This is a genomic window from Bradyrhizobium sp. MOS003 (assembly GCF_003020125.1).
GTDB lineage: Bacteria > Pseudomonadota > Alphaproteobacteria > Rhizobiales > Xanthobacteraceae > Bradyrhizobium.
In genome coordinates this window covers 127,662-151,379 of sequence record NZ_PYFW01000008.1, presented here as the reverse complement: position 1 = coordinate 151,379, position 23,718 = coordinate 127,662, and the positions used below count along the sequence as shown (strand labels likewise).

The 23,718-nt window shown below is 64.6% G+C and carries 22 protein-coding genes; 8 read left to right on the top strand and 14 right to left on the bottom strand.

The genetic code is table 11. The annotated features are described in order from the left end of the window. The first annotated feature begins 7 nt into the window (after nt 1-7). The 3 genes from C7G42_RS28075 to glsA are packed head-to-tail and all read left to right on the top strand — an operon-like array spanning nt 8 to nt 5,155. Nucleotides 8-1,174: a TAXI family TRAP transporter solute-binding subunit gene (locus tag C7G42_RS28075; RefSeq protein ID WP_106952162.1), complete on the top strand. Its 1,167-nt coding sequence runs from the start codon at nt 8-10 to the stop codon at nt 1,172-1,174. Between the two features lie 36 nt (nt 1,175-1,210). Further along, entirely contained in the window at nt 1,211-3,286 is a 2,076-nt protein-coding gene (locus tag C7G42_RS28070; protein WP_106952285.1) for a TRAP transporter permease, read from the top strand. 21 nt (nt 3,287-3,307) lie between these two features. Next, the gene (gene glsA, locus C7G42_RS28065; protein ID WP_106952161.1) at nt 3,308-5,155 is read left to right on the top strand and encodes a glutaminase A; all 1,848 of its coding nucleotides are present in this window, start codon (nt 3,308-3,310) and stop codon (nt 5,153-5,155) included. A gap of 150 nt (nt 5,156-5,305) precedes the next feature. Here glsA and C7G42_RS28060 read toward each other — a convergent pair whose 3' ends face one another. The 14 genes from C7G42_RS28060 to C7G42_RS27995 form a co-directional block, all read right to left on the bottom strand. Then, nucleotides 5,306-5,608: a nucleoside triphosphate pyrophosphohydrolase family protein gene (locus C7G42_RS28060; RefSeq protein ID WP_199581188.1), complete on the bottom strand. Its 303-nt coding sequence runs from the start codon at nt 5,606-5,608 to the stop codon at nt 5,306-5,308. Between the two features lie 26 nt (nt 5,609-5,634). Beyond that, nucleotides 5,635-6,162, bottom strand: a complete 528-nt coding sequence (locus C7G42_RS28055) for a carboxymuconolactone decarboxylase family protein (protein WP_106952159.1) — start codon at nt 6,160-6,162, stop codon at nt 5,635-5,637. A gap of 512 nt (nt 6,163-6,674) precedes the next feature. Then, nucleotides 6,675-7,034, bottom strand: a complete 360-nt coding sequence (locus C7G42_RS28050; RefSeq protein ID WP_106952158.1) for a Zn-ribbon domain-containing OB-fold protein — start codon at nt 7,032-7,034, stop codon at nt 6,675-6,677. Beyond that, a complete protein-coding gene (locus tag C7G42_RS28045) occupies nt 7,031-8,167 on the bottom strand; it encodes a thiolase family protein (protein WP_106952157.1) in 1,137 nt (378 codons plus the stop codon). The genes C7G42_RS28050 and C7G42_RS28045 overlap by 4 nt, the downstream gene beginning before the upstream one ends. Before the next feature lie 146 nt (nt 8,168-8,313). Continuing rightward, nucleotides 8,314-9,513: a CaiB/BaiF CoA transferase family protein gene (locus C7G42_RS28040; RefSeq protein ID WP_106952156.1), complete on the bottom strand. Its 1,200-nt coding sequence runs from the start codon at nt 9,511-9,513 to the stop codon at nt 8,314-8,316. 129 nt (nt 9,514-9,642) lie between these two features. Then, entirely contained in the window at nt 9,643-9,849 is a 207-nt protein-coding gene (locus tag C7G42_RS28035) for a hypothetical protein (RefSeq protein ID WP_035674530.1), read from the bottom strand. A gap of 125 nt (nt 9,850-9,974) precedes the next feature. Further along, the gene (locus C7G42_RS28030; RefSeq protein WP_106952155.1) at nt 9,975-11,144 is read right to left on the bottom strand and encodes an acetyl-CoA acetyltransferase; all 1,170 of its coding nucleotides are present in this window, start codon (nt 11,142-11,144) and stop codon (nt 9,975-9,977) included. Nucleotides 11,145-11,204: 60 nt separating this feature from the next. Continuing rightward, nucleotides 11,205-11,855, bottom strand: a complete 651-nt coding sequence (eda, locus tag C7G42_RS28025) for a bifunctional 4-hydroxy-2-oxoglutarate aldolase/2-dehydro-3-deoxy-phosphogluconate aldolase (protein WP_106952154.1) — start codon at nt 11,853-11,855, stop codon at nt 11,205-11,207. A gap of 12 nt (nt 11,856-11,867) precedes the next feature. Further along, on the bottom strand, nt 11,868-12,836 hold the full coding sequence (locus C7G42_RS28020; RefSeq protein WP_106952153.1) for a sugar kinase: 969 nt from the start codon (nt 12,834-12,836) through the stop codon (nt 11,868-11,870). 24 nt (nt 12,837-12,860) lie between these two features. Next, entirely contained in the window at nt 12,861-13,847 is a 987-nt protein-coding gene (gene denD, locus C7G42_RS28015; RefSeq protein WP_106952152.1) for a D-erythronate dehydrogenase, read from the bottom strand. 79 nt (nt 13,848-13,926) lie between these two features. Next, on the bottom strand, nt 13,927-14,862 hold the full coding sequence (locus tag C7G42_RS28010) for a carbohydrate ABC transporter permease (protein ID WP_106952151.1): 936 nt from the start codon (nt 14,860-14,862) through the stop codon (nt 13,927-13,929). Then, a complete protein-coding gene (locus C7G42_RS28005) occupies nt 14,855-15,772 on the bottom strand; it encodes a carbohydrate ABC transporter permease (protein ID WP_199581196.1) in 918 nt (305 codons plus the stop codon). The genes C7G42_RS28010 and C7G42_RS28005 overlap by 8 nt, the downstream gene beginning before the upstream one ends. A gap of 100 nt (nt 15,773-15,872) precedes the next feature. After that, on the bottom strand, nt 15,873-17,192 hold the full coding sequence (locus C7G42_RS28000) for an ABC transporter substrate-binding protein (RefSeq protein ID WP_106952149.1): 1,320 nt from the start codon (nt 17,190-17,192) through the stop codon (nt 15,873-15,875). 47 nt (nt 17,193-17,239) lie between these two features. Beyond that, the gene (locus C7G42_RS27995; RefSeq protein ID WP_094896537.1) at nt 17,240-18,307 is read right to left on the bottom strand and encodes an ABC transporter ATP-binding protein; all 1,068 of its coding nucleotides are present in this window, start codon (nt 18,305-18,307) and stop codon (nt 17,240-17,242) included. Nucleotides 18,308-18,509: 202 nt separating this feature from the next. On the opposite strand from C7G42_RS27995, the gene gntR reads away from it, so the two are divergent. The 5 genes from gntR (at nt 18,510) to C7G42_RS27970 (ending at nt 23,603) form a co-directional block, all read left to right on the top strand. After that, nucleotides 18,510-19,610 carry an HTH-type transcriptional regulator GntR gene (gene gntR / locus C7G42_RS27990; RefSeq protein WP_106952148.1) on the top strand — a complete coding sequence of 367 codons (1,101 nt, stop codon included), beginning with the start codon at nt 18,510-18,512 and terminating at the stop codon, nt 19,608-19,610. A gap of 136 nt (nt 19,611-19,746) precedes the next feature. Continuing rightward, nucleotides 19,747-21,576: an IlvD/Edd family dehydratase gene (locus tag C7G42_RS27985; protein WP_106952147.1), complete on the top strand. Its 1,830-nt coding sequence runs from the start codon at nt 19,747-19,749 to the stop codon at nt 21,574-21,576. A gap of 129 nt (nt 21,577-21,705) precedes the next feature. After that, nucleotides 21,706-22,437 (top strand): SDR family oxidoreductase, encoded by a 732-nt coding sequence (locus tag C7G42_RS27980; RefSeq protein WP_106952146.1) that lies wholly within the window; start codon nt 21,706-21,708, stop codon nt 22,435-22,437. A 19-nt stretch (nt 22,438-22,456) separates the two neighbouring features. After that, nucleotides 22,457-23,203 carry an SDR family NAD(P)-dependent oxidoreductase gene (locus C7G42_RS27975; RefSeq protein WP_106952145.1) on the top strand — a complete coding sequence of 249 codons (747 nt, stop codon included), beginning with the start codon at nt 22,457-22,459 and terminating at the stop codon, nt 23,201-23,203. Between the two features lie 7 nt (nt 23,204-23,210). Continuing rightward, nucleotides 23,211-23,603: a GFA family protein gene (locus C7G42_RS27970; protein ID WP_106952144.1), complete on the top strand. Its 393-nt coding sequence runs from the start codon at nt 23,211-23,213 to the stop codon at nt 23,601-23,603. The last annotated feature ends 115 nt before the right edge of the window (nt 23,604-23,718 follow it).

Genomic DNA, 23,718 nt, shown 5'->3' with positions numbered 1-23,718 from the left:
GGGAAACATGCTTCGTGGGCTGCTCATGCTCGCGCCTGCCTTGGTGGCCGGCATTTCTTTTGCGTCTACACGCTATTCGTTCGCCGAAGACATCAAGCTGCCGGCGACGTTGACGTTCACCGCCTATGACACCGGAACTGCCGGCTTCAACATCGCCGTCGGCGTCGGCAAGATGATGAAGGACAAATACGGCACCGACGTGCGCGTGCTGCCCGCAGGCAACGACGTCGCCCGCCTCGCGCCGCTGCGCGCCAAGCGCGCCGCCTCCTCGGCGATGGGATCCGGCACCTATTTCGCGCAGGAAGGCGTGTTCGAGTTCGGCGCGAAGGAATGGGGCCCGCAGCCGCTCCAGATCCTGCTTTCGACCGTGGACTGCAATTGCGGTTCGCTCGGCGTCGCCGCCGACACCGGCGTGAAGGAGCTGAAGGACCTCAAGGGCAAGCGCGTCGGCTTCGTGGTCGGCTCGCCCGCGCTGAACCAGAACTCGCTCGCCGTACTCGCATTTGCCGGACTGACTCAGAAGGACGTCAAAGCCGTCGAATTCGCAAGCTACGGCGCGATGTGGAAAGGGCTGATCAACAACGACGTCGATGCCGCTTTCGGCACCACCATCACCGGCCCCGCCAAGGAAGCCGAGACCTCGCCGCGCGGCCTGATCTGGCCGCCGCTGCCCGCCAAGGACAAGGAAGGCTGGGCGCGGATGCAGAAGGTCGGCTCGTTCTTCTTCCCGCAAACCGCGACCTGCGGTGCCGGCATCTCGCCGGACAAGCCGGTCGAGCTCGGCAACTACCCCTACCCGATCTTCGTCGCCTACGCCTCGCAGCCGGCCGACCAGGTCTATGCGATCACCAAGGCGATGATCACGAATTACGATGCCTACAAGGATTCGGCGCCCGGCGCCGGCGGGCTCGCGGCCGACCGCCAGACCAAGAACTGGGTGGTGCCGGTGCATCCCGGCTCGGTGAAGGCGCTGAAGGAAGCCGGGCAATGGAGCGATGCGCAGGAGACGCACAACAACAGACTGACCAAGCGGCAAGAGGTGCTGGCAGCCGCGTGGACCGATTACGGCAAGTCCAATCCCCCGTCGGACGACAAGGCATTCCTCGACGGCTGGATGAAGGCCCGCGCGGCGGCGCTTGCGAAGGCCGACATGCCGAACGGGTTCGAGGATTAATCTGTAACGTTCAACTGCCCACGCGCGGGGTCGATGATGTCTTCTGTTTCCACCTCCATCGCCCCGCAAGACGAGCCCAAGCGGGTCGTGTTCGACGATCCGCACGGCGCCGCCGCCAACATGCAGGAAGCGGAGGTGACGCGCGTGCGCACCTTGCGCGGCGCGTGGCGCTGGGCGCTGGTGGCGGCGACCGCGGCGACGATCCTGCTCTGCATCAACCAGCAATTCTCGCTGCGCTTCTTCATCGGCTACACCCAGCTCAACACGGAATATTTCTATCTCCTGATCGCGTTGATGCTGCCGTTCACCTTCCTGATCTTTCCGGGCACGAATCGTGCGCCGCTCGACCGCATTCCCTGGTACGACCTCGTCCTGTTCGTCGCGACTTTCGCCGCGGCGCTGCTCCTGATGTCGAGCGTACGCAAGGCGGCGGAAGCCGGTTGGGAATTCGGCGGCGCGCCGACCAACGTGATCGCGGCGGGCCTCGTGATGTGGGCGATATTGATGGAGGCGCTGCGCCGCACCGGCGGCTGGAGCCTGCTGTTGAGCGTGCTCCCTTTCACGCTCTATCCGCTGTTCGCCGAATCCGGCTGGCTCGGGCCGTTCCGCGGCACGCAATCGACACTGGAGCAGGCAACCGCCTATCACGTGCTGTCCGGCGAGAGCCTGCTCGGCATCCCCATCCAGGCCTTCGCCGACACCGTGATCGGCTTCCTGGTGTTCGGCACTGCGCTGATGATGACCGGCGCTGGAAAGTTCTTCATCAACCTCGCCTTTGCGCTGTGCGGCACGTTCCGCGGCGGCGCGGCGAAGGTCTGCATCTTTGCCAGCGGCCTGCTCGGCATGATGTCGGGCTCGATCATCTCCAACGTGCTGACCGCCGGCACCATGACCATCCCCGTGATGAAGAAGAGCGGCTTCCGCGCCTCCTATGCCGCCGCGATCGAGGCCTGCGCCTCCACCGGCGCGGTGCTGGCGCCGCCGGTGATGGGCGCGACCGCCTTCGTGATCGCGCAATTCCTCAATGTCAACTACGCCGACGTCGCGCTCGCCGCGATCATTCCGGCCGTGCTCTATTATATCGGGCTGTTCATGCAGGTCGATTCCTACGCCGCGCGCCATGGGCTGAAGGGCATTCCGCGCGCCGAGCTGCCGCGGATCATGGATACGATCAAGGACGGCTGGTATTACGTGTTCGTCATCGCGCTGCTGATCGTGATGCTGCTCTACTTCAAGCGCGAGAGCCACGCGCCGTTCTACGCTACCGCCCTGCTGCTGGTGCTCAACCAGCTCTTCTCCAAGGATACGCGCTGGACCTTTGCGACCATCGGTAAATTCTTGGAGGTCAACGGCCGCACCTTCGTCGAGCTGGTCGGCATTCTCGCCGGATGCGGCCTGCTGATCGGCGCGTTCTCGATGACCGGCGTGGTGTCGAGCCTTGCCAACGACCTCCTGCATATTGCCGGCGACAATCCGTTTCTGCTGCTCGGCATGTGCGCGCTCACCAGCCTCATCCTCGGCCTCGGGCTGACGACGACGGCCTGCTATATCTTCCTGGCCATCCTGGTCGCGCCGGCGCTGGAAAAGCTCGGGCTGAACAAGATGGCGGTGCACATGTTCATCTTCTATTGGGGCATGCTGTCGTCGATCACGCCGCCGGTCGCGATCGCCTCCTTCGCCGCTGCCGGCATTGCCGGCTCGCCGGCGATGAAGACGGGCTGGGAATCGATGTGGGTCGGCAGCATCATCTATTTCATCCCGTTCTTCTTCGTGCTCAATCCGGCGCTGGTGCTGCAGGGGCCGAGCCCGTATCTGGCCGGCCTCGGCCTGATGGGACTCGCTGCGTTCGGCACGCTGTTCATCTGCGGCGGCATCCAGGGCTACCAGCCCTTCGTCGGGGATCTCCGCGGCGCAGGCGGCCTCGAATGGCCGATCCGCGTGCTGCTGGTGATCGGCGGCTTCGTGGTGGCAACGCCGGGCGGCGGGATCATGCCGCTGTCGCAGATGCAGGTGACGCTGCTCGGCCTTGGCATCCTCCTGCCCACGGTCCTGCTCGCCCTGCTGCTGGTCCGACGGCAGACCATGGTGCCGAACGGGTTGCGCGTACCCTGATTGCGTTGCACAAGAGAGGCGATGACCCCACTCTCGCCTCTCGCCGCCGCCTGGACCCGCTCGAAGCCGCCCTTGCTGCGGTTTCTGGACAATTGCCTCAACGAATTCTCTGCCGAAACTTCAGGCAGTGTCGCCAATTACATTCCCGAACTGAGCAAGGCTGATCCTGCCTGTTTTGGCATCAGCCTCGCGACACTGGACGGCCATGTCTACGAAGTCGGCGACACCAGAGTGCCCTTCACCATCCAGTCCATGTCGAAGCCGTTCGTGTTCGCGCTGGCGCTGGACCTGCTCGGTGCAGGCCGGGTCGAGAGCGCGATCGGCGTCGAGCCGTCGGGAGATCCCTTCAACTCGATCCGGCTCAACGCCGACAACCATCCGTTCAACCCGATGGTCAATGCCGGCGCGATCGCCTGCACCGGGTTGATCTACGACAGCAAGGGGCCCGAGGCCTTCGAACAGATCCGCCTCGCGCTGAGCCGCTTCGCAGGCCGCGATCTCGCCGTGGACGAAGCCGTCTACGGCTCGGAGAGCCAGACCGGCGACCGCAACCGCGCCATCGGCTACCTCCTGAAGACCAATGCGGTGATCTCGGACAACGTCGCAGGCGTCCTCGACGTCTATTTCCGGCAATGCGCGGTGCTGGTCACCGCGCGCGACATCGCGGTGATGGCGGCAACGCTCGCCAATCGCGGCGTAAATCCGGTCACGGGCGAGCAGGTGTTGAGCGCCTACGCGATCTCCCGCACGCTGTCGGTGATGACATCCTCGGGCATGTACGACTATGCCGGCGAATGGATCTACCGGATCGGCATCCCCGCCAAGAGCGGCGTCGGCGGCGGCATCCTCGCCGCTCTCCCCGCCCGCCTCGGGCTCGGCAGCTATTCGCCGAAGCTCGACAAGCACGGCAACAGCGTGCGCGGCATCAAGGTCTGCGAGGCGTTGTCGGCGCATTACGACCTGCACATGCTCAACCGCAGCGACGACGCCCGCAACGCCGTCATCGCCGACTACGACATCGGCAAGAGCCCGTCACGTCGCGTACGGCGGCCGCAGGAGCGCGAGATCCTCGCCGCCCATGAGCAGGAGGTGCGGATCATCGAGCTGGTCGGCACGCTGTCGCTGTCGGCGGTGGACTACGTCTCCCGGCGGCTCGCCGCCCGGCCCCGTCCCCAATTCGTGATCTTCGATCTCCACCGCGTCACCTCCACCACCCGCGCCGGCGCGCGGCTGGTCGCCGAAGCGTTCGAGGAGCTCGCCGCACTCAACGTGACGGTGGTGCTGTCAGGCGTCAGGCGCGCATCGAGGGAATGGGATACGCTGCGGGAATGGACCGCCGAGCTGAAGAACGTCCGCGACTTCTATCTGCTCGACACCGCGATCGAATGGGCCGAAGATCAGATCGTCTACCGCTATGGCGGCTCGATCGACTTCCACGAGACCACCGAACTTGCCGAGCAGCCCCTGCTCGAGGGCCTCGGCGAGGACGAGCTGACGGACCTCGCATCGATCTGCACCATCCGCACCTATCAGTCCGGCGCCAAGATTCTCACCACGGGCGATCCCGCCAATTCGCTGTTCTTTCTGCGCAGCGGCGCGGTGCACGTCACCTTGCCCGACGGCGTACGACTGGCAACGCTCACCGCCGGTATGGCCTTTGGCGAGATGGCGCTGCTGGAGCCGACGCGCTCGGCCGACGTCTTCGCCGACATGGCCGCGACGGCGTACGAAGTCCCGCTGAAAGATTTCGAGCGCTTCCGCGAGCAGCACCCGCACGCCAGCGAGCGCATCATGCGCAACCTGGCGAAACTACTGGCCGATCGCCTGATCGTGGCCAATGCCAAGGTGGATATCCTGACGTCGACGTGATGACTGTCGACCTTGCTCCGCAAGACGTCGTCATGCCCGGGCTCGTCCCGGGCATCCACGCTCTTCTTACCGCTTGCAAGACGTGGATGGCCGGGAAGAGCCCGGCCATGACGCTGTGGAAGCTGTCTTGTCTTCAGTTGGCGCCGTTCTCTACCGGCTCGCCGCCTCGCTCAGCCGCCGCTTGATCTTGGCGGCGCTTGCCATGAGCAGTTCGGATGGCTGCTGGCCGGTCGCGGCACACAGGCAGGCCCAGTAATAGATGACATCGCCGAGCTCATCGACGAGCCCCGCCTTGTCGAGCCAGTCGTCGCGCAGCAGCTTCTTGATGTGCTCGGCGACCTCGCCGGCCTCACCGGCCAGGCCGAGCCCGAGATAGGACAGCCGCTCGTTGGAGGGATGCTCATCGACTTTCGCGACGCTCGCGGCCCAGGCCGCATATTCATCGATCGTCATCGGCATCCCTCATCGCGGTGCTTCGATCAGCCCACCACTTCGGTGACGGGTTGAAGATCGATCTCGAACGTCTCCAGGAATTTCGAGGTCATGATGTAGAAGCCGACCGAAAGCTGCAACTCGACCAGCGCGGCCGGCGTCAGTTTTGCTGCGACCGACTTGAAGGTCGCGTCGGTCGGCTTCTTCAGCTTCACGATCTCGTCGGTGAAGGCGAGCGCGGCGCGCTGGACCTCGTCGAAGCAGGTCGCGGCCTGCCAGTTCTCGAGCGCCTCGTTCTGAGCGTCGGTGACGCCGAAATTCTTGCCGATCCGTTTGTGTGCGACGATCTCGTACGGTGCCTCGCACAAGATGCCGGTGCGGGTGATCGCGAGCTCGCGCACGACCGGATCGAGCTCACCCTTGTGGCGGATGGCGCCGCCCAAACGGCAGTACTGCTCGAAGTAACTCGGCGAGTGCGCCATCATGCGGAAGATGTTGGCATTGCGATTCTTGTCGAGAATTTCGCGGGTGCGATCGGATGCCTTGGACAGGTCGCTGTAATCGATGCGGGCCATGATTTTCCTGAAGTTTTCCCTGAATTTTTGATGCTTTTTGTCGCCAGCGGCGAAAGTTCCGCGAAACTCTATTCTTGCGCGTCCTTGGGAGCAACAACATCGAGTCAAAATGCCGCCGCATTGCTGATCGACCCTGAGATAGTCGATATTCGCCGCGTGGGGACACATCGCGGTGAGTACTCGCAAATGGGGTGTTCCGAGTAAAACAATTGGCCGTCGGGTGCGCTAGCCGCACAACGATGAGTCACGCCCAAGTCTAGGGAGAAAAGGCATGAAGGAAGCCACCAAGGGGGCGGCCTCGGGAGCGCTCGCGCATATGCTGGCGGTGACAGCGATGCTCGTCATCGCCAGCATCTTGTTCTACGGGCGTTGAGTTGGAGTTGCGTTAGCAAGAGTTTTCGTCATTCCGGGGTGGCTCTCCCGGGACCGCGCAAAGCGCGGCCCTGGCAGGCCAGGCCCAGAATACCCGTTCCAGGCTCGGTCGTCTGACCGCCCCCGAATGACGAATCCACTTACGTTTCCTTCGTGAAGAACGGCACGAGCTTGCCGGCAAACGGCCTGAAGCTCGCGGTGACCGTATCGCCGATAGCAAGATCGTTCTCACCGTGAGCCATCATCCGAAAGCCCTCGGCGCAATCGACCAGCAAGATGTTGTAGGGCACGTGAGCGCGGGTCTCAGGCGTCGCGGCGCGGCAGACCAGCGAGGTCGCGTACACTGTGCCCTTGCCGCTGGCGCGCTGCTCGCGCGGATTCGATTCGCCACACGCCCCGCAGAAGGCGCGGTGGAAATACTGCACATGGCCGCAGTCGCCGCAGGTCTGGTAGGTGATGGCCTCCTCGCCCCTGGTCCAGTCCACGATTCGCCCGCTCATCGCACCCGCTCCAGGAACATGCTCACGTGCGACGACAGCACGCCGCCGTCGCCATGCAGCAGCGCGATCGAGGCGTCGCGCACCTGGCGGGAAGCCGCCCGCCCCGTCATCTGCAAATGCGCCTCGACCAGATGCGCCATCGCGCCGCCGACGCCGCAATGGCCGTAGCTGAGCAGGCCACCATGGGTGTTCAGCGGCATCGCGCCGTCTCGGCTGAAATGGCCTGATCGCACGCGGGCTGCGGCCTCGCCGCGGCCGGCAAGGCCGAGGTCCTCCAGCAGCATCGCGAGCGTGATCGTAAAGCTGTCGTAGATCGCGGCGTAGCGCACGTCGGAGATCTCCAGGCCCGTGGCTTCCTTGGCGCGCGCGATCGAGATTTCCGCACCGAGCTCGCTGAGTGCCGGCGCCGCCGTGACATGCTGATGCGTGTGAGCCTGGGCGCAGCCCCGGATGCGCACGCCCGCCTCGCCGGTCCGTTCGTGGCTGATGATGAAAGCCGCGCCGCCGTCGGACACCGGGCAGCAATCGAGCAGCTTGAGCGGCATCGCAACCGGCTTCGAGTCCATGACGTCGGCGACGGTGATGGGCTCTTGGAATTGCGCGCCGGGATGGGTGCAGGCGTGGGCGCGCATCAGCACCGCGAACTCGGCGAGGTCCCGTTCGGTCACGCCGTATTCGTGCATATAGCGCGTGGCGACGAGGCCGTAATAGGCGGGGATGGTCGGGCCCAGCGGCACCTCGTAGTCGGGATGGCCGACCTGCGCCAGCGCCTGGATCGAGGCGTCGCGGCTCTGCCCGGTGAGACGGTTCTCGCCGGCGACGACGAGCACGTTGCGCGCGACGCCTGCTTCGACGAGATGATGCGCGAGCATCGTCATCGCGAGCCCCGTGGCGCCGCCGACCTGTACGGCATGCGCATAAGACGGGCGAATGCCAAAGTGCTCGGCGAACACGGTCGCCAGCATGATGTGGGGCGAGACGGTGGAATAGCCGCACAGAATGCCGTCGATGTCGGAGCGCTTCAGGCCTGCGTCGTCGAGCGCTGCTTGTGCCGCCTGGCTCATCAGGTCGAGCGAGGACGAGCCTTCATGCTTGCCGAACGGCGTGAGGCCGACGCCGGTGATAAAGCTCATGTTCTCTCCTCCCTGTCATTCCTGGGCAGCCCGAAGGGCCGAGCCCGGAATCCATCGAGCGGCATGTGCGGAGGAGGAATGGATTCCGGGCGCGCGCCCAAGAGGGCGCGCCCCGGAATGACGGATGAGAGAGCTATTGTCACCCCCTACTCCGGCACTGATCGCGTGATGCCGTCGCGGACCATGGCGGCGAACTCGTCTGGGGAGTATCCGATCTCGCGAAGAATCTCCGCGCCATGCTCGTTCAGCCGCGGCGCCAGCCGCACCGGCTCTGCCTCGGTTTCCGACCAGGTCGCCGTCACCTTCATGCTGCGGATCGGCCCCTCGGTCGGATGATTCACGACCGGGAAGAACTTCGTCGCCTCCAGATGCTCGTCGTGGAGCACACCCTGCAAATCATGCATCGGCATCACAGGCACGTCGGCCCTGGTCAGCAGGTCGATCCATTCGGCGGTGGGGCGCGTCTCGAAGATGCGCGCGAGCTCGGCATAGACGACGTCGATGTTCGCGGCGCGGCCGGCGAAGGTCGCGAATTTGGGATCGGCGCGCAGATCATCGCGCGCCGTCGCCTTGAAGAAATTCTCCCACTGCTTGTCGTTGTAGACGATGACGCTGAGATAGCCGTCCGAGGTCTTGTAAGGCCTGCGGTCGCGCGAGAGGTGGCGGGCATAGCCACCCTTGTCGAGCGGCGGCTCGTAGGTGAGCCCGCCCATGTGGTCGCCCATGACGAAGCCCGCCATGGTCTCGAACATCGGGATGTCGACCCGCTGGCCGCGGCCGGTGCGGTCGCGATGGACGAGGCTGGCGCAGATCGCGCCGACCGCGGTGAGGCCGACGATGCGGTCGACCAGCGCATTCGGCACGTAGCGCGGCACACCGTCGCCGGTCTGCGCCATCAAGGCCGGCAGCGCGGTGGCGCCCTGGATCAGATCGTCATAGGCGGGCTTTGCCGCATAAGGCCCGTCCTGGCCGAAGCCGAACACGCCGGCATAGACCAGGCGCGGATTGATCTCGGAGACGACGTCGTAGCCGAGCTGAAGCCGCGCCATCGCCTGCGGGCGGACGTTGTAGACCAATACGTCGGCGTCCTTCAGCAGCCGCAGCACCGCCTCGCGGCCCGCGGGCTTCTTGAGATCGAGGCAGATCGAGCGCTTGCTGCGGTTGGTGTTGAGGAACACCGGACCCATACCGGCGTGGCGCATCGGGCCGATCAGGCGGGTGACGTCGCCGTCGAGCGATTCCACCTTGACGACATCTGCGCCGTAGTCCCCGAGCATCTGGGTCGCGTAAGGCCCCATCAGCACGGTGGTCATGTCGACGACCTTGACGCCCTTCAGCGGCCCCATTCGTTCACTCCCGATCGCGCGGGGGATCAAAACGCGGCCCCGCGATTTCGGCCCAGCTAAGGGCAGCGGTGCCGCACGCGCAAGGGCAGCGTGCGTATGGCCGCATGCGTCGCGCGGTGATATCGGCCGCTATTTCTTCTGGCGGGATTCGCGGATCTTGAGGAGCCGGTCGAGCTCTTCGTTCTGCTGGCTGATCCGGTCGGCGATGCGCGACTCGTTCTGTTCGCCCGAGGCGGCAGCGGCCTGCTCGATGAGCTGCCTTATGTTGTCCTCGAGGATCGCGATGCGATCGTTGAGTGCGTCCATCGACAGCGAGTCTTCGTAGTCAGTGCTCATGATGCTTTTCCGCCAATCAATCAGGTGCGTTAAGATGGGCCAAGCGAAGCGGGCTCACCATGATCTAACGCAAGGAAGATGGTGGGCACGGCGCCTTCGCGCCTTTGCCCACCCCGACGAGAGCCTTATTTCAGCGGCTCCAGCACGGAGACGTAGTTGGCGACCGCGGCGCCGCCCATGTTGAAGATGCCGCCGAGCTTTGCGTTCTTGAGCTGCATGCCCTCGGGGGCCTGGCCGGCGAGTTGCATCGCTGTCATCACATGCATGGAAACGCCGGTGGCGCCGATCGGATGGCCCTTGGACTTCAGGCCGCCGGACGGATTGACCGGCAACTTGCCGTCCTTGAGCGTCCAGCCTTCCTTGATGGCGCGGGCACCCTGCCCCCTCGGCGTCAGGCCCATCGCCTCGTATTCGATCAGCTCGGCCACGGTGAAGCAGTCATGTGTCTCGACGAAGGAGAGATCGTTGAGCGTGACGCCGGCCTGCTCCAGCGCGCGCTGCCAGGCGACCGTGCAGCCCTCGAATTGGAGGATGTCGCGCTTGGACATCGGCAGGAAGTCCTGGGCATGCGCGGTGGCGCGGAAGCCGATCGACTTGGTCATCGTCTTGGCGGTCTCGGCATCGGCCAGCACCAGCGCCGCGGCGCCGTCGGAGACCAGCGAGCAATCGGTCCGCTTCAGGGGACCGGCAACGAAAGGGTTCTTCTCGCTCTCGGCACGGCAGAAGTCGAAGCCGAAATCCTTGCGCATCTGGGCGAAGGGATTGGCAACGCCGTTCTTGTGGTTCTTGGCCGCGATCAGCGCCAGCGCGTCGGACTGATCGCCGTATTTCTGGAAATAGGAGCTGGCGATCTTGCCAAACACGCCGGCGAAGCCGCCGACGGTGTCGCCGTCCTCGGGCAGATAGGACGCCTTGAGCAGGTTCTTGCCGATCTCGGGGCCCGGGGTGCGGGTCATCTGCTCGACGCCGACCACCAGGACGATCTTGGCGGCGCCCGCGGCGATCGCGCGCAGGCCCTGATGCACGGCGGCCGAGCCGGTGGCGCAGGCATTCTCGACCCGCGTCGCCGGCTTGAAGCGCAGCTTGGGGTCGGCCTGGAGCACCAGCGAGGCGGTAAAATCCTGCGCCGAGAAGCCGGCGTTGAAATGGCCGAGCACGATCTCGTCGACATCGCCGGCCGAAATGCCGGCATCGGCCATCGCCTCATTGGCCACGCGGGTGACGAGGCTTTCGACGGTTTCGGTGTCGAACTTGCCGAACGGTGTATGCGCCCATCCGACGATGCTGGCGGTCATGGTCATCTCTCCCTGGGGGTCTCTTCCTGAGCTAAGTCTTAGCCCAGCGATGGCAAGACTTCACGCGGGTTTCAGGGCCTTGAGGGTGCGCTGGCAGATGGCAGTTATGCCGGCCCAGTTCCCGGCCTTGATCTCGGCGGACGGGCACAGCCAGGACCCGCCGACGCAGAGCACGTTGGGCTCGGCGAGCCAGCTCGCCGCATTGGCCTCGCCGATGCCGCCGGTCGGGCAGAACCGCACGTTCGGGAACGGTCCGCCGAGCGAGCGGAGGCCCTTGATGCCGCCGGCCTGCTCGGCCGGGAAGAACTTTGCGACGTCGAAGCCGTGCGACAGCGCCATCATCAGCTCAGACGCGGTGGCGATACCCGGCGCGAACGGCAGGGAGCTGTGGGCTGCGGCCTTGAGGAGATCCGGGGTCAGGCCCGGGCTGATGGCGAAGGCGACGCCGAGCTTCTCGACACGGGTGAAGTCGGCCGGATTGAGGATCGTACCGATGCCGACGACCGCCTCGGGGACTTCGGACATCATCGCCCGCGCCGCTTCGATCGCAACGGGGGTGCGCATGGTCACCTCCAGCGTGCGGACGCCGCCGGCCACCAGCGCCCGCGCGAGCGGCACGGCATCCTGGATGCGCTCGATGGTGAGCACGGGGATCACGGTTGCCGCCTTGAACAGCGCGGCAAGGTGGTTCTGTTGGGCGGTCGTGGTCATAGGTTTCGATCTTTATTTGGTCGCCTGGCGGGAGGTCGCCGGCCGGTGCCGTTTCTTCGGCGGCATGGCATAGCCCGGAATGATGGCGCCGGCATAGCAGATCACGACGCTGGCGAGGCGATGCCCGGCCTGGGCGGCCTCGACCGGGTCGGAACCGGCGAGCCGGGCCGCGATATAGGCCGCGGCGAAGCTGTCGCCGGCCGCTGTGGTGTCGACGACAGGGTTGGTCATCGGCTCGGCGCGGACCTCGTGGGTCGCCCCGGGGAAGCGCAGCAGGCTCACCGGCTCGGCGAGGCGGAACACCAGCTCTGATGTCAGGATGCGCGCCATGAGCTGCTCGTTACTCTCGCCGGGATAGAGCGCGAGCAGGTCCTCGGTCGAGGTCAGCACGATGTCGGCGGCCGCGAAGGCCGCATCGAACACCTCGCGGGCGACGTCGCGGTCCGGCCAGCCGCGTGCGCGAAAGTTGGTGTCGAACACGAAGCGGGTGCCGAGCAGGCGCGCCCGCTTGATCGCCGCGAACAGGCGCTCGCGCCCGGCTTGATCGTAGATCGAAAGCGTGATCGCGGAGAGATAGATGATGTCGTAGCTCATCAGCGAGTTGAGCAACTCGCCGGTCTCCGGCAGACTCATCAGCTGCCGCGCCGCCGCGCTGTCGCGCCAGTGGAAGAACTGGCGCTCGCCGTTCGCATCCGTCTGAATCATGTAGAGGCCTGGCAGCTTGCCCGCGAGCCGCACGACGCGGCGTGTGCCGACGTTCTCCGCGGTCCAGGCTGCGATCATCTCGTCGCTCAGGGCGTCGTCGCCAAGCGCGGTGAGATAGTCGACCTTGACCTCGAGCCGCGCCAGATAGACGGCGGTGTTGAGGGTGTCACCGCCGAAGCCGCGCGAGTACAGCCCGCCGCCCTGCCCGGCAGACGCGCCGCTTTGCGCCTGCCTGAGCTCGACCATGCATTCGCCGATGCAAGCAACGCTCGCCATCTCGGGTACCCGCTCTGCCGGAGATCAGGCGACGAAATTGCCGCCGAGTTCGTCCTCGATGTGAATGCGGATGATGTCGTCGAAGGTCTTCTCGGCGGTCGTGAAGCCGAGCTCGAGCGACCGCTTCGCATTGAAATTGCGCGGCCAGCCGCCGACGATGCCGACGATGAACGGATCAGGCTCGCGCTTGATGCGCGCGGCGACCTTGTCGCCCGCAACCCGCTTCAAGGCGGCGATCTGCTCGCCGACCGTCGCCGACAGGCCCGGCATGGTCAGGTTGCGGCGCGGGCCGACCTTTTCGAGGTCCATGGTGCCGGCGTGCAGCAGGAAGCCGACCGCGGAGCGCGGCGTGGCGTGCCAGTGACGGACGTCCTCGGACACCGGGAGGATCGCCTCCTTGCCGGCCAGCGGCTCGCGCAGGATGTTGGAGAAGAAGCCCGATGCCGCCTTGTTGGGCAGGCCGGGCCGGATGCAGATGGTCGGCAGGCGGATGCCGATGCCGTCGAGGAAGCCGCGGCGCGAATAATCGGCCAGCAGGAGTTCGCCGATCGCCTTCTGGGTGCCATAGCTGAGCAGCGGGGTGTGAAAGAACTCGTCGCCGATGGCATCGGGGAACGGCGCGCCGAACACCGCGATCGAGGACGTGAATACCACGCGGGGCTTGTAGCCGCCGCCCACGAGCCTGACGGCGTCGAGCAGCATCCGCGTGCCGTCGAGATTGATGCGGTAGCCCTTGTCGAAATCGAGTTCGGCTTCGCCCGAGACGATCGCGGCGAGATGGAAAATCACGTCCGGGCGGCCGGCGATCAGCTTTTCGGCCGCGCCCGGCACGGCGAAATCGCCCGACACCGTCTCGACGGGGAAACCAGCCTTTTCCGGCTGCTTGGGCTCGACCACGTCATGCAGGGTCAGCCTGGTGATGTCGCTCTTACCCAGCCGGCCGTCACGCAACAGTCGTTCACAGAGTTTGCGGCCGACCATACCGGCGGCGCCCAGAACCAGGATATGCAAGAGCTCAACTCCTTCTTATTGGCCGGAACGCGCAGCCTTTGGCAGTTCTCCCGGGCGCGCTCCCGTGCAGACCCCGCGACTATTCCTTCACGGCGCCGGTCATCGCGGACACATAATGCTCCACGAAGAAGGCGTAAAGGATGACGAGCGGCAGCGAGCCGGCCAAGGCTCCGGCCATCAGCGAGCCCCAGCGGTAGATGTCACCATCCACGAACTCGTTGACGATCGCGACCGGCACCGTCTTGTTGCTGGTCGACTGCAGGAAGGTCAACGCGTAGATGAACTCGTTCCAGCACAGCGTGAAGCAGAAGATGAAGGCCGAGATGAGCCCGGGGATCGCGAGCGGCAGCACGATCTTGGTCAGGATCTGCCAACGGCTCGCCCCGTCGATCAGCGCGCATTCCTCGAGCTCGAACGGGATGGTCTTGAAATAGCCCATCAAGAGCCAGGTCGAGAACGGGATCAGGATGGTCGGATAGGTCAGGATCAGCGCCAGCGGCGAGTCGAACAGGCCGTACTGGAACACGACGGTGGCGAGCGGGATGAACAGGATCGACGGCGGCACCAGGTAAGCGAGGAAGATCAGCCCGCCGACGAGGTTGGCGCCCTTGTAGCGCAAGCGCACGATGGCGTAGGCAGCCAGCACCGATGCGATGATCGAGAGCATCGTGGCGCAGATCGCCACATACATCGTGTTCCAGAGCCAGTGCGGATAGTAGCTCTCGAACAGCAGCTTGTGGAAATGCTTGAAGGTCGGATTCCAGGTCCAGAACGGATTGAACTTGTCGAGATCGAGCAGCTGGTCGTCCGGCTTCACCGAGGTCAGCGCCATCCAGTAGAACGGAAACAGGAGGACGACGACGATGATCGTGAGCGGCAGGTACAGCGTCACGAGCCGGCGCGGCACCGACTGCAGATAGCTCATACCCTCGCTGTGATCGTCCTTCGCCGCCGTCGGAGAGGACCCCGATAGCACGGCCTTGAGATCAATCGACCTGGTCGGCAGATCAGTCATTGTTCTCTCCCTGCTGCCATTTCCTGCGCTGCAGGCCGAACCAGGACACCATGATCGCGGCGAGCAGGAACGGAATCATGGCACTGGATATCGCCGCGCCCTCGCCGAGCTGCCCGGCGATGATCGCGCGCTGGTAGGACAGCGTCGCCATCAGATGGGTGGCGTTGACCGGGCCGCCGCGCGTCATCGCCCAGATCAGCTGGAAGTCGGTGAAGGTGAACAGCACCGAGAACGTCATCACGACGGCGATGATCGGGGTCAGCAGCGGATAGGTGATGAAGCGGAAATTCTGCCAGCGCGTGGCGCCGTCGAGCGTCGCCGCTTCATAGAGCGACGGCGACACCGTCTGCAGGCCCGCCAGCAGCGTGATCGCCACGAACGGCACGCCGCGCCAGATATTGGCGAAGATCACGCAAATGCGCGCCCAGGTCGTGTCACCGAGGAAGTTGATGTTCTGGTTGATCAGGCCGAGATGCTTCAGCGACCACGAGATGATCGAGAATTGCGAATCGAAGATCCACCAGAACGCCAGCGCCGAGAGCACCGTCGGCACGATGAAGGGGATCAGCACCATCGCGCGCAGCATCGCCTTGAACGGCATATTCTCGTTCAGCAGCAGCGCGAGATAGAGCCCGACCGCGAATTTGATGGCGCTTGCGACCGTGGTGTAGAGCAGCGTGTTGAACACCGACAGCCAGAAGATGGAATCGTCCCACAGCCACTCGTAGTTCTCGGTGCCGACGAACTGCCCGACCCTGCCGATGCGGGTGTCGGTGAAGGACAGCCAGATGCCGAGCCCCAGAGGATAGGCCAGGAAGAAGATCAGGAACGCCATGGCCGGCACCATGAACCAGAAGCCGAGCCAGTTACGATTGTGTTTGAGCTGGGTCCAGGCGTTGGCCTCGATCATCTGAGGCTTGGCCCGGGGAATTGCGACATCAGCCATGCCCGATATCCCTGATCGAAATGTTGACGAGCGGGCGGCCGGATGGCCGCCCGCTCCGTGACGCTCAGCGATAGATGCGCTTCAACTGGCGCTCGGCTTCCGCCATCGAGCCCTTCGCATCCTTGGTGCCGGTGCAGTAGTTGGCGAACATGTCGACGACGATGAAGTCGGCGATGGCAGTTGCCGCCTTTTCGCCGACGGTGCCGATACCGGCGGCCGGCAGAGTGCGCTTGGAGGCCTGAGAAAAGACCTCGTTCTTGGGATCAGCCTTCCAGATCGGCGCCGATTCATAGGCGTTCAGGGTCTGCGTCAGATAGCCCTGCGCGCCGTCCAGCCACTTCTCGTAGTTCTCCTTCTCCAGCATGAAGGCGATGAAGGCCTTTGACGCATTCGGATATTTGGTGAAGTTGAAGGCGAGGATCGGCAGCGCAAGCTGCAGCTCGGTCGGCTTGCCGACCGGTCCAACTGGCCAGAGCGCGTGATAGGTGTCCTCGGCGAGCTCCTTCTTGCTCGCATCGGTCTTGGCGGCGACGTAGATCGAGATGCCGTTCGCCGTGCAGTAGAGCTCGCCGGCGAGGAACGCCTTGTTGTTGGAGGAATCGTTCCAGGACGCGGTGCCCGGGATGAAGGCGTCGTACAGCGCCTTGCAATATTCGAGCGCCTTCGCCGTCTCCGGCGAATTGATGATGATCTTGTCGTTCTGGTCGACGGTGTAGGCGCCGTGACCCCAGAGAACCCAGTGCAGCCACGAATTGCCGTCACCCGAGGCATGACCGAGTGCGAAGCCGGCCGGCGTGTTGTTCGCCTTCAGCGCCTTGCACATCTCGAGGAAGCCGGGGAAGTCCTTCGGGAATTCCTTGAACCCCGCCTTGTCGAGCGCCGACTTGCGGTACGTCATGTAACCGCCGTTGGTCGCGACGGGAATGCCGAGCCAGTCGTTGCCCTGCTTGCAGGTCTTGGCGGCCGCGTCGGTCCAGCCGCCGTATTTCTTGCCGAGATAATCGGCGACGTCGTTCATCTTCAGCACTTTGGTGGGGAACAGCTGCGGCAGCGTGTGCAGGCCCCAGGCGAGATCGAGTCCGGAGCCGGTGTTGGCCGCAACCGACGCCTTCGGCTGCACGTCCTCGAAGGATTCGCTGAACACGTTCATCTCGGTGCCGGTGGCGGCCTTGAACGCGGCGACCATGGCGTTGAACGCATCGTCCTCGGCCGGCACGAAGCGCTTCCAGCGCATCACGGTCAGCTTGGCGCCGGGCTCCGCTTTCCAGGGCGAGCTCTGTGCCCAGGCTTTGGCGAAATCGAACAGCGCCGGCCCGGTGAGCATGCCGGTCGCAGCCAATGCCGTTCCGCCTTGAAGCAGAGTCCGGCGGGTAAAGTCTTGCATGGTGTCCTCCCTGTGATGCTTTTTTATTGTCTTGACTTGGTCTTACGCTACGCGTTCAGGCGCTTCCCCGTCGTCTCGTCGAACAGATGCACCAGTGACGGCTCGGGCTTCAGCCGGATCTTGTCGCCCGGGTTGAACTGATGGCGTTCGCGGAACACCGCGACGACCTGCTCGCCGCCGATCTTGGCGAACACCTGCGTCTCCGAGCCGGTCGGCTCCACCACCACGATCTCGGCTTCGGCGCCGTCGTCGGCGATGGTGAAATGCTCGGGCCGCACGCCGTACACCGCGGGACGGCCGTCGGACGCCGCGGGCGCGGTCTTGAGCGGCAGCTTGACCCCGTTCGGCCCCTCGAAGGTCGCAACGCCGTTGACCCGCACATGCCCCTTCAGGAAGTTCATCGCGGGCGAGCCGATGAAACCGGCGACGAACTGGTTGTCGGGCTTGTCATAGAGCTCGAGCGGCGTGCCCATCTGCTCGACGATGCCGTCATGCATGACGACGATCTTGTCGGCCATGGTCATGGCTTCGATCTGGTCGTGGGTGACGTAGACGGTCGTCGTCTTCAGCCGCTGGTGCAGCTCCTTGATCTCGGTGCGCATGGCGACGCGCAGCTTGGCGTCGAGGTTGGACAACGGCTCGTCGAACAGGAAGACTTGCGGATCACGCACGATGGCGCGGCCCATCGCAACGCGCTGGCGCTGACCGCCGGAGAGCTGGCGCGGATAGCGATCGAGCAACGGTCCCAGCGCGAGGATCTCGGCGGCGCGCTTGACGCGCTTGTTGATCTCGTCGGCGCCTGCGTTCCGCAGCTTCAGCGAAAAGCCCATGTTGTCGGCGACCGTCATGTGCGGATAGAGCGCGTAGTTCTGGAAGACCATCGCAATGTCCCGCTCCTTGGGCTGGACATTGTTGACGACGCGGTCACCGATCGAGATCGTGCCGGAGGTGATGTTCTCGAGACCGGCGAGCATGCGCAGAAGCGTCGACTTGCCGCAGCCGGAGGGGCCGACCAGAACGACGAACTGGCCGTCCTCGATAGGTACAGTCACGCCGTGCAGGACTTCAAAATTGCCGAACGATTTCCGCACGTCGCGGATTTGCACAGACGACATCTAGCTCCCTCCTCGAAAGTCCACGACGCCTCTAGCGCCGCGACCGTCTTGTTTTTTCAGACTTTACCGAACTCGGCCCGATCTTAGCGAGCAACATTGTCGGCAGTTTGTGCGGTTTTGGCAATTTGTCTTTGGTTAGTCGTTGCTGGTAGCGCTGTCAACGTTCCTTTGTTTGCGGGAATGACTGTGTTAAGAGCAGCAAATGGGTCGAAAACGCACCAAGTCAGGCAAGATCCGGCTGGCGGAAGTCGCCGAGCTTGCCGGCGTCAGCCCGATTACGGCGTCCCGCTTCTTCCGTAATCCGGACGCCCTGTCGATCGGCAAGCGGACGCGAGTCGAGAGCGCCGCCAAGGAGCTCGGCTATGTGCCGAACCTTGCGGCCCGCGCGCTAGCCTCGCAACGCACCGAGGTCATCGGTGTCTTGATCCCCTCTCTCACCAACAACGTCTTCTCGGACGTGCTGCGCGGCATCTACGACGCGTCCGAAGGCAGCCGCTACTCAATCCAGTTGTCGAACACGCGCTACAGCATTCTGCAGGAAGAAAAGCTGCTGCGGCTGTTTCTCGCGCAGAAGCCAGCCGGGCTGATCGTCACCGGTATCGACCAGACCCCGGAATCGCGCGCCATGCTCGAGGCCGCCGATTGCCCGATCGTGCAGATCATGGAGATCGGCCCCGATCCGGTCGACATGATGATCGGCTTTTCGCACTATGATGCAGCCCGCGCAGCCGTTGCGCACCTGTTCGAACAGGGCCGCCGCAAGATCGGCTTCGTCGGCGCGCGCATGGATCCCAGGGTGCAGCGGCGGCTGGACGGATATGTCTCGGCCATGAAAGACGCCGGGTCGTTCGAGCAGCGCCTCGTCGTCACCACGGCGACGCCGACCTCGGTGACGCTGGGCGGCGCCCTGTTCACCGATCTTCTGGCGGCCGAGCCCAATCTCGATGCGGTGTTCTGCGCCAATGACGACCTCGCGCTCGGCGTGCTGTTCGAATGCCGACGCCGCGAGATCGCCGTGCCCGAGCAGATCGCGATCGTCGGCTTCAACGACCTGGAATTCATGGCCTCCGCCGTCCCCACCCTCACCAGCGTGCGCACCAACCGCTACGAGATGGGCAGGACGGCCGCCACCATGCTGATCGAGGCGATCGACGGACAGCGCCCGGAGCGGCCGGTGCTCGATCTCGGCTTCAGGGTGATCGAACGGCAAAGTTCATTGCCGCGCCATTCGGACAGCAGGCCAGCCGTTTCAGGCGCGGGCGCGACGAACAAAATGGTAGCGTTACCAAGTAGCCATGACTAGTATCGCTTTTGTGAGGAAACGACCCGCCAGCGGGCCAGCGATCCGTCATTGGCGCCATTGGGCATCGCACAAGCCGACGCCCCAGGACTGATGTAAGTGGACGGACGCCAGTGCGTTTGCATTGCAGGAGAAACCAATGACAAAAAAGCCAACCAATGGGCATGCCCCCGCCGGCAACGGCTCCCGCCGCCACCTTCGCTCGCAGGAATGGTTCAATAACCCGCATAATCCCGGCATGACGGCGCTCTACATGGAGCGCTACCTCAATTACGGCCTCACCCGTGCCGAGCTGCAGTCCGGCAAGCCGATCATCGGCATCGCCCAGACCGGCAACGACCTCTCTCCCTGCAACCGCCACCATATCGAGCTCGCCCATCGCGTACGCGAGGGCATCCGCGAGGCCGGCGGCATTGCGATGGAATTCCCGACCCATCCGATCCAGGAGACCGGCAAGCGCCCGACCGCCGCACTCGACCGCAACCTCGCTTATCTCGGCCTGGTCGAGATCCTCTACGGCTATCCGCTCGATGGTGTGGTGCTGACCACCGGCTGCGACAAGACCACGCCGGCCTGCATGATGGCGGCGGCGACCGTGAACCTGCCCGCGATCGTGCTGTCGGGCGGCCCGATGCTCAACGGCTGGCATGCCGGCGAGCGCACCGGCTCCGGCACCATCGTCTGGAAGTCGCGCGAGCGGCTCGCCGCGGGCGAGATCGACTATGAAGAGTTCATGGAGATCGTGGCCTCGTCGGCGCCGTCGGTCGGCCATTGCAACACCATGGGCACGGCCTCGACCATGAACGGTCTTGCCGAAGCGCTTGGCTTCTCGCTGCCGGGATGTGCTGCGATCCCGGCCCCCTACCGCGAGCGCGGCCAGATCGCCTACGAGACGGGAAAACGCGCCGTCGAGATGGTGTGGGAAGACCTCAAGCCCTCGGACATCCTGACCCGCAAGGCGTTCGAGAACTGCATCGTGATCAATTCGGCGATCGGCGGCTCGACCAACGCGCCGATCCACATCAACGCGCTGGCCCGTCACATCGGCGTCGAACTCACCATCGAAGACTGGCAGAAGGTCGGCCACGACGTGCCGCTGCTGGTCAACATGCAGCCGGCCGGCTTCTATCTCGGCGAGGAATTCCACCGCGCCGGCGGCGTGCCCGCCGTGGTGCGCGAATTGATGAAGCACAAGCGCATCCATGAGGACGCCGTCACCGTCAACGGCCGCGGCATCGGCGAGAACTGCAAGGATGCGCCGAAGCCGGACAACGACGTGATCTGGGCTTACGACAAGCCGCTGGTGAAGGATGCCGGCTTCCTGGTGCTGAAGGGCAATCTGTTCGATTCTGCGATCATGAAGACCAGCGTGATCTCCAAGGAATTCCGCGACCGCTATCTCAGCAATTCGAAGGACCCCGGCGCCTTCGAGGGCCGCGCCATCGTGTTCGAGGGACCCGAGGACTATCACGCGCGGATCGACGATGCTTCGCTCGACATCGACGAGCATTGCATGCTGTTCGTCCGCGGCACCGGCCCGATCGGCTACCCCGGCGGCGCCGAGGTCGTGAACATGCAGCCGCCGGCAGCGCTGATCAAACGCGGCATCCTCGCCCTGCCCTGCATCGGCGACGGCCGCCAGTCCGGCACCTCGGGCTCGCCCTCGATCCTGAACGCCTCGCCGGAAGCAGCCGCCAACGGCGGACTTGCCATCCTCAAGACCGGCGACAAGGTCCGCATCGACCTCAACAAGGGCAGCGCCAACATCCTGATCTCGGACGAGGAGCTGAAGAAGCGCCACGCCGACCTCAAGGCCAATGGCGGCTTCAAGCATCCGCCAAACCAGACGCCGTGGCAGGAGATCTACCGCAACACCGTCGGCCAGCAATCGACCGGCGCCTGCATGGAGCTCGCCACCCGCTACCAGAACGTCGCCGGCACGTTCGGCGTGGCGCGGGATAACCACTGATAGCCACACCGTCATTGCGGGCGAAGCGAAGCAATCCAGAGATTTGTCCACGGAGACAGCCTGGATTGCTTCGTCGCAAGTGCTCCTCGCAATGACGGCGGACAGAGAATCAAGAAGGAGAAAAACAAAATGGCCAACCGCCTCAAGGGCAAGCGTGCCGTCATCACGGCTGCGGCCGCCGGCATCGGGCGCGCCTGCGCTCTCGCATTCGCGCGTGAAGGCGCAACCGTCATCGCGACCGATATCAACGAAGCCGGCATCGCTGATCTGACCAAGGAAGGCATCGCCGAGGTTGCCAAGCTCGACGTGCGCAACACCGCCGACGTCAACGCCTTCGCCAAGCGCATCGGCAAGATCGACATCCTGCTGAATGCGGCGGGCTTCGTGCACCACGGCACCATCCTGGAGTGCTCGGAAGAGGATTTCGATTTCTCGTTCGACCTCAACGTCAAGTCGATGCACCGGACCATCAAGGCGTTCCTGCCCGAGATGCTCGCGGCCGGCGGCGGCAGCATCGTCAACATTTCGTCCTGCGCGGCCTTGAGGCCGCCGGCGAACCGCTACGTCTACAGCGCCTCGAAAGCGGCAGTGTCGCTGCTGACCCGCGCGGTCGCGCTCGACTTCATCACCAAGGGCATCCGCTGCAACTCGATCTGCCCCGGCACCGTCGAAACGCCCTCGATGCTCGACCGCGCCGCCGCACAGGGCCCGCAGGGCAAGGAGATGTTCATCTCCCGCCAGATGATGGGTCGGCTCGGCACCGCCGACGAGATCGCATCGATGGCGGTCTATCTCGGCAGCGACGAAAGCGCCTTCACCACCGGCGTCGACCTCGTCGTCGACGGCGGCTACATGCTCTGACGGCCAGAGGATCAGTCTCATGAACAAGATCGACCTCGAGGGGCGCGTCGCCGTCGTCACCGGCGGCGCGCAGGGCTTTGGCCGCGCCATCACCCAGCGCCTCACCGCCTCCGGTGCCAAGGTCGCGATCTGGGATTTCGACGCCGCGCTGGCCGAGAAGACGGCGAAGGAGATCGGCGGTGAGACCAAGGTCTTCAAGGTCGACGTCACCGATACCGCAGCCGTCGAGCAGGCGCGCGATGCGACGCTGGCCGCGTTCGGCAAGATCGACATCCTGGTCAACAACGCAGGCATCGCCGGCGTCAACAAGCCGGTCTGGGAGACCGATCTGGAGGAATGGCGCAAGGTGCTGCGCATCAACCTCGACGGTCCCTTCATCGTCTGCAAGGCGATTGTGCCCGTGATGCTCAAGCAGAAATACGGGCGGATCGTGAACATCGCCTCCATTGCCGGCAAGGAAGGCAATCCGAACGCCTCGCATTATTCCGCGTCGAAGGCAGGCCTGATCGCACTGACGAAATCGCTCGGCAAGGAGCTCGCCGCGCACGACATCCTCGTCAACGCGGTGACGCCGGCCGCGGCCAAGACCGCGATCTTCGACCAGATGACGCAACAGCATATCGACTTCATGCTGTCGAAGATTCCAAAGGCGCGCTTCGTGCTGGTCGAAGAACTCGCCGCGATGGTGGCCTGGCTCGCGTCGGAAGATTGCGCCTTCTCGACAGGCGCGGTGTTCGACATCTCGGGCGGACGCGCAACCTATTGAGGACCGCATGATCCGGGAAGGCGGATGCCTGTGCGGCGCGGTGCGGTTCAAGGCGGAGGGCGAACCGCTCAACGTTCGCGTCTGCCATTGCCGTCTCTGTCAGAAAGCGATGGGCTCGCCCTTCTTTGCCCGCGCGCAATTCGACCAGCGCGCGCTGAGCGTCGAAGGCGAGACCGAGCGCCATGCCTCGTCCGAGGCTATCGACCGCGTGTTCTGCAAGCGCTGCGGCACGCGCCTGTTCGCGTGGCGACGCAATGGGACGCTGGCTGGCGTGTCCCTCTCCGTGTTCGACGACCGCAACGCCTTCGCGCCGACCGAGCACATCTGGGTCTCTGAAAAGCCCGCCTGGCTGAAGCTCGACGACGGCCTGGTGCAATATCAGGGAACGATCCCGGTATAAATTTGCACGGCGGCGTGCGCCGGCGGTCCGTTTGCAGCGTGGCATTTCGGGACCGCTCTCCCTATCTTGAGCCCCAGCGTTGCCGCACCACCGGTTTGGCCGGGTCGTCCGCAAG

Coding starts and splice junctions, on each gene's coding strand:
- C7G42_RS28075 (WP_106952162.1), top strand. CDS start 8: ATGCTTCGTGGGCTGCTCATGCTCGCGCCTGCCTTGGTGGCCGGCATT.
- C7G42_RS28070 (WP_106952285.1), top strand. CDS start 1,211: ATGTCTTCTGTTTCCACCTCCATCGCCCCGCAAGACGAGCCCAAGCGG.
- glsA (WP_106952161.1), top strand. CDS start 3,308: ATGACCCCACTCTCGCCTCTCGCCGCCGCCTGGACCCGCTCGAAGCCG.
- C7G42_RS28060 (WP_199581188.1), bottom strand. CDS start 5,608: ATGACGATCGATGAATATGCGGCCTGGGCCGCGAGCGTCGCGAAAGTC.
- C7G42_RS28055 (WP_106952159.1), bottom strand. CDS start 6,162: ATGGCCCGCATCGATTACAGCGACCTGTCCAAGGCATCCGATCGCACC.
- C7G42_RS28050 (WP_106952158.1), bottom strand. CDS start 7,034: ATGAGCGGGCGAATCGTGGACTGGACCAGGGGCGAGGAGGCCATCACC.
- C7G42_RS28045 (WP_106952157.1), bottom strand. CDS start 8,167: ATGAGCTTTATCACCGGCGTCGGCCTCACGCCGTTCGGCAAGCATGAA.
- C7G42_RS28040 (WP_106952156.1), bottom strand. CDS start 9,513: ATGGGGCCGCTGAAGGGCGTCAAGGTCGTCGACATGACCACCGTGCTG.
- C7G42_RS28035 (WP_035674530.1), bottom strand. CDS start 9,849: ATGAGCACTGACTACGAAGACTCGCTGTCGATGGACGCACTCAACGAT.
- C7G42_RS28030 (WP_106952155.1), bottom strand. CDS start 11,144: ATGACCGCCAGCATCGTCGGATGGGCGCATACACCGTTCGGCAAGTTC.
- eda (WP_106952154.1), bottom strand. CDS start 11,855: ATGACCACGACCGCCCAACAGAACCACCTTGCCGCGCTGTTCAAGGCG.
- C7G42_RS28020 (WP_106952153.1), bottom strand. CDS start 12,836: ATGGCGAGCGTTGCTTGCATCGGCGAATGCATGGTCGAGCTCAGGCAG.
- C7G42_RS28010 (WP_106952151.1), bottom strand. CDS start 14,862: ATGACTGATCTGCCGACCAGGTCGATTGATCTCAAGGCCGTGCTATCG.
- C7G42_RS28005 (WP_199581196.1), bottom strand. CDS start 15,772: ATGATCGAGGCCAACGCCTGGACCCAGCTCAAACACAATCGTAACTGG.
- C7G42_RS28000 (WP_106952149.1), bottom strand. CDS start 17,192: ATGCAAGACTTTACCCGCCGGACTCTGCTTCAAGGCGGAACGGCATTG.
- C7G42_RS27995 (WP_094896537.1), bottom strand. CDS start 18,307: ATGTCGTCTGTGCAAATCCGCGACGTGCGGAAATCGTTCGGCAATTTT.
- gntR (WP_106952148.1), top strand. CDS start 18,510: ATGGGTCGAAAACGCACCAAGTCAGGCAAGATCCGGCTGGCGGAAGTC.
- C7G42_RS27985 (WP_106952147.1), top strand. CDS start 19,747: ATGACAAAAAAGCCAACCAATGGGCATGCCCCCGCCGGCAACGGCTCC.
- C7G42_RS27980 (WP_106952146.1), top strand. CDS start 21,706: ATGGCCAACCGCCTCAAGGGCAAGCGTGCCGTCATCACGGCTGCGGCC.
- C7G42_RS27975 (WP_106952145.1), top strand. CDS start 22,457: ATGAACAAGATCGACCTCGAGGGGCGCGTCGCCGTCGTCACCGGCGGC.
- C7G42_RS27970 (WP_106952144.1), top strand. CDS start 23,211: ATGATCCGGGAAGGCGGATGCCTGTGCGGCGCGGTGCGGTTCAAGGCG.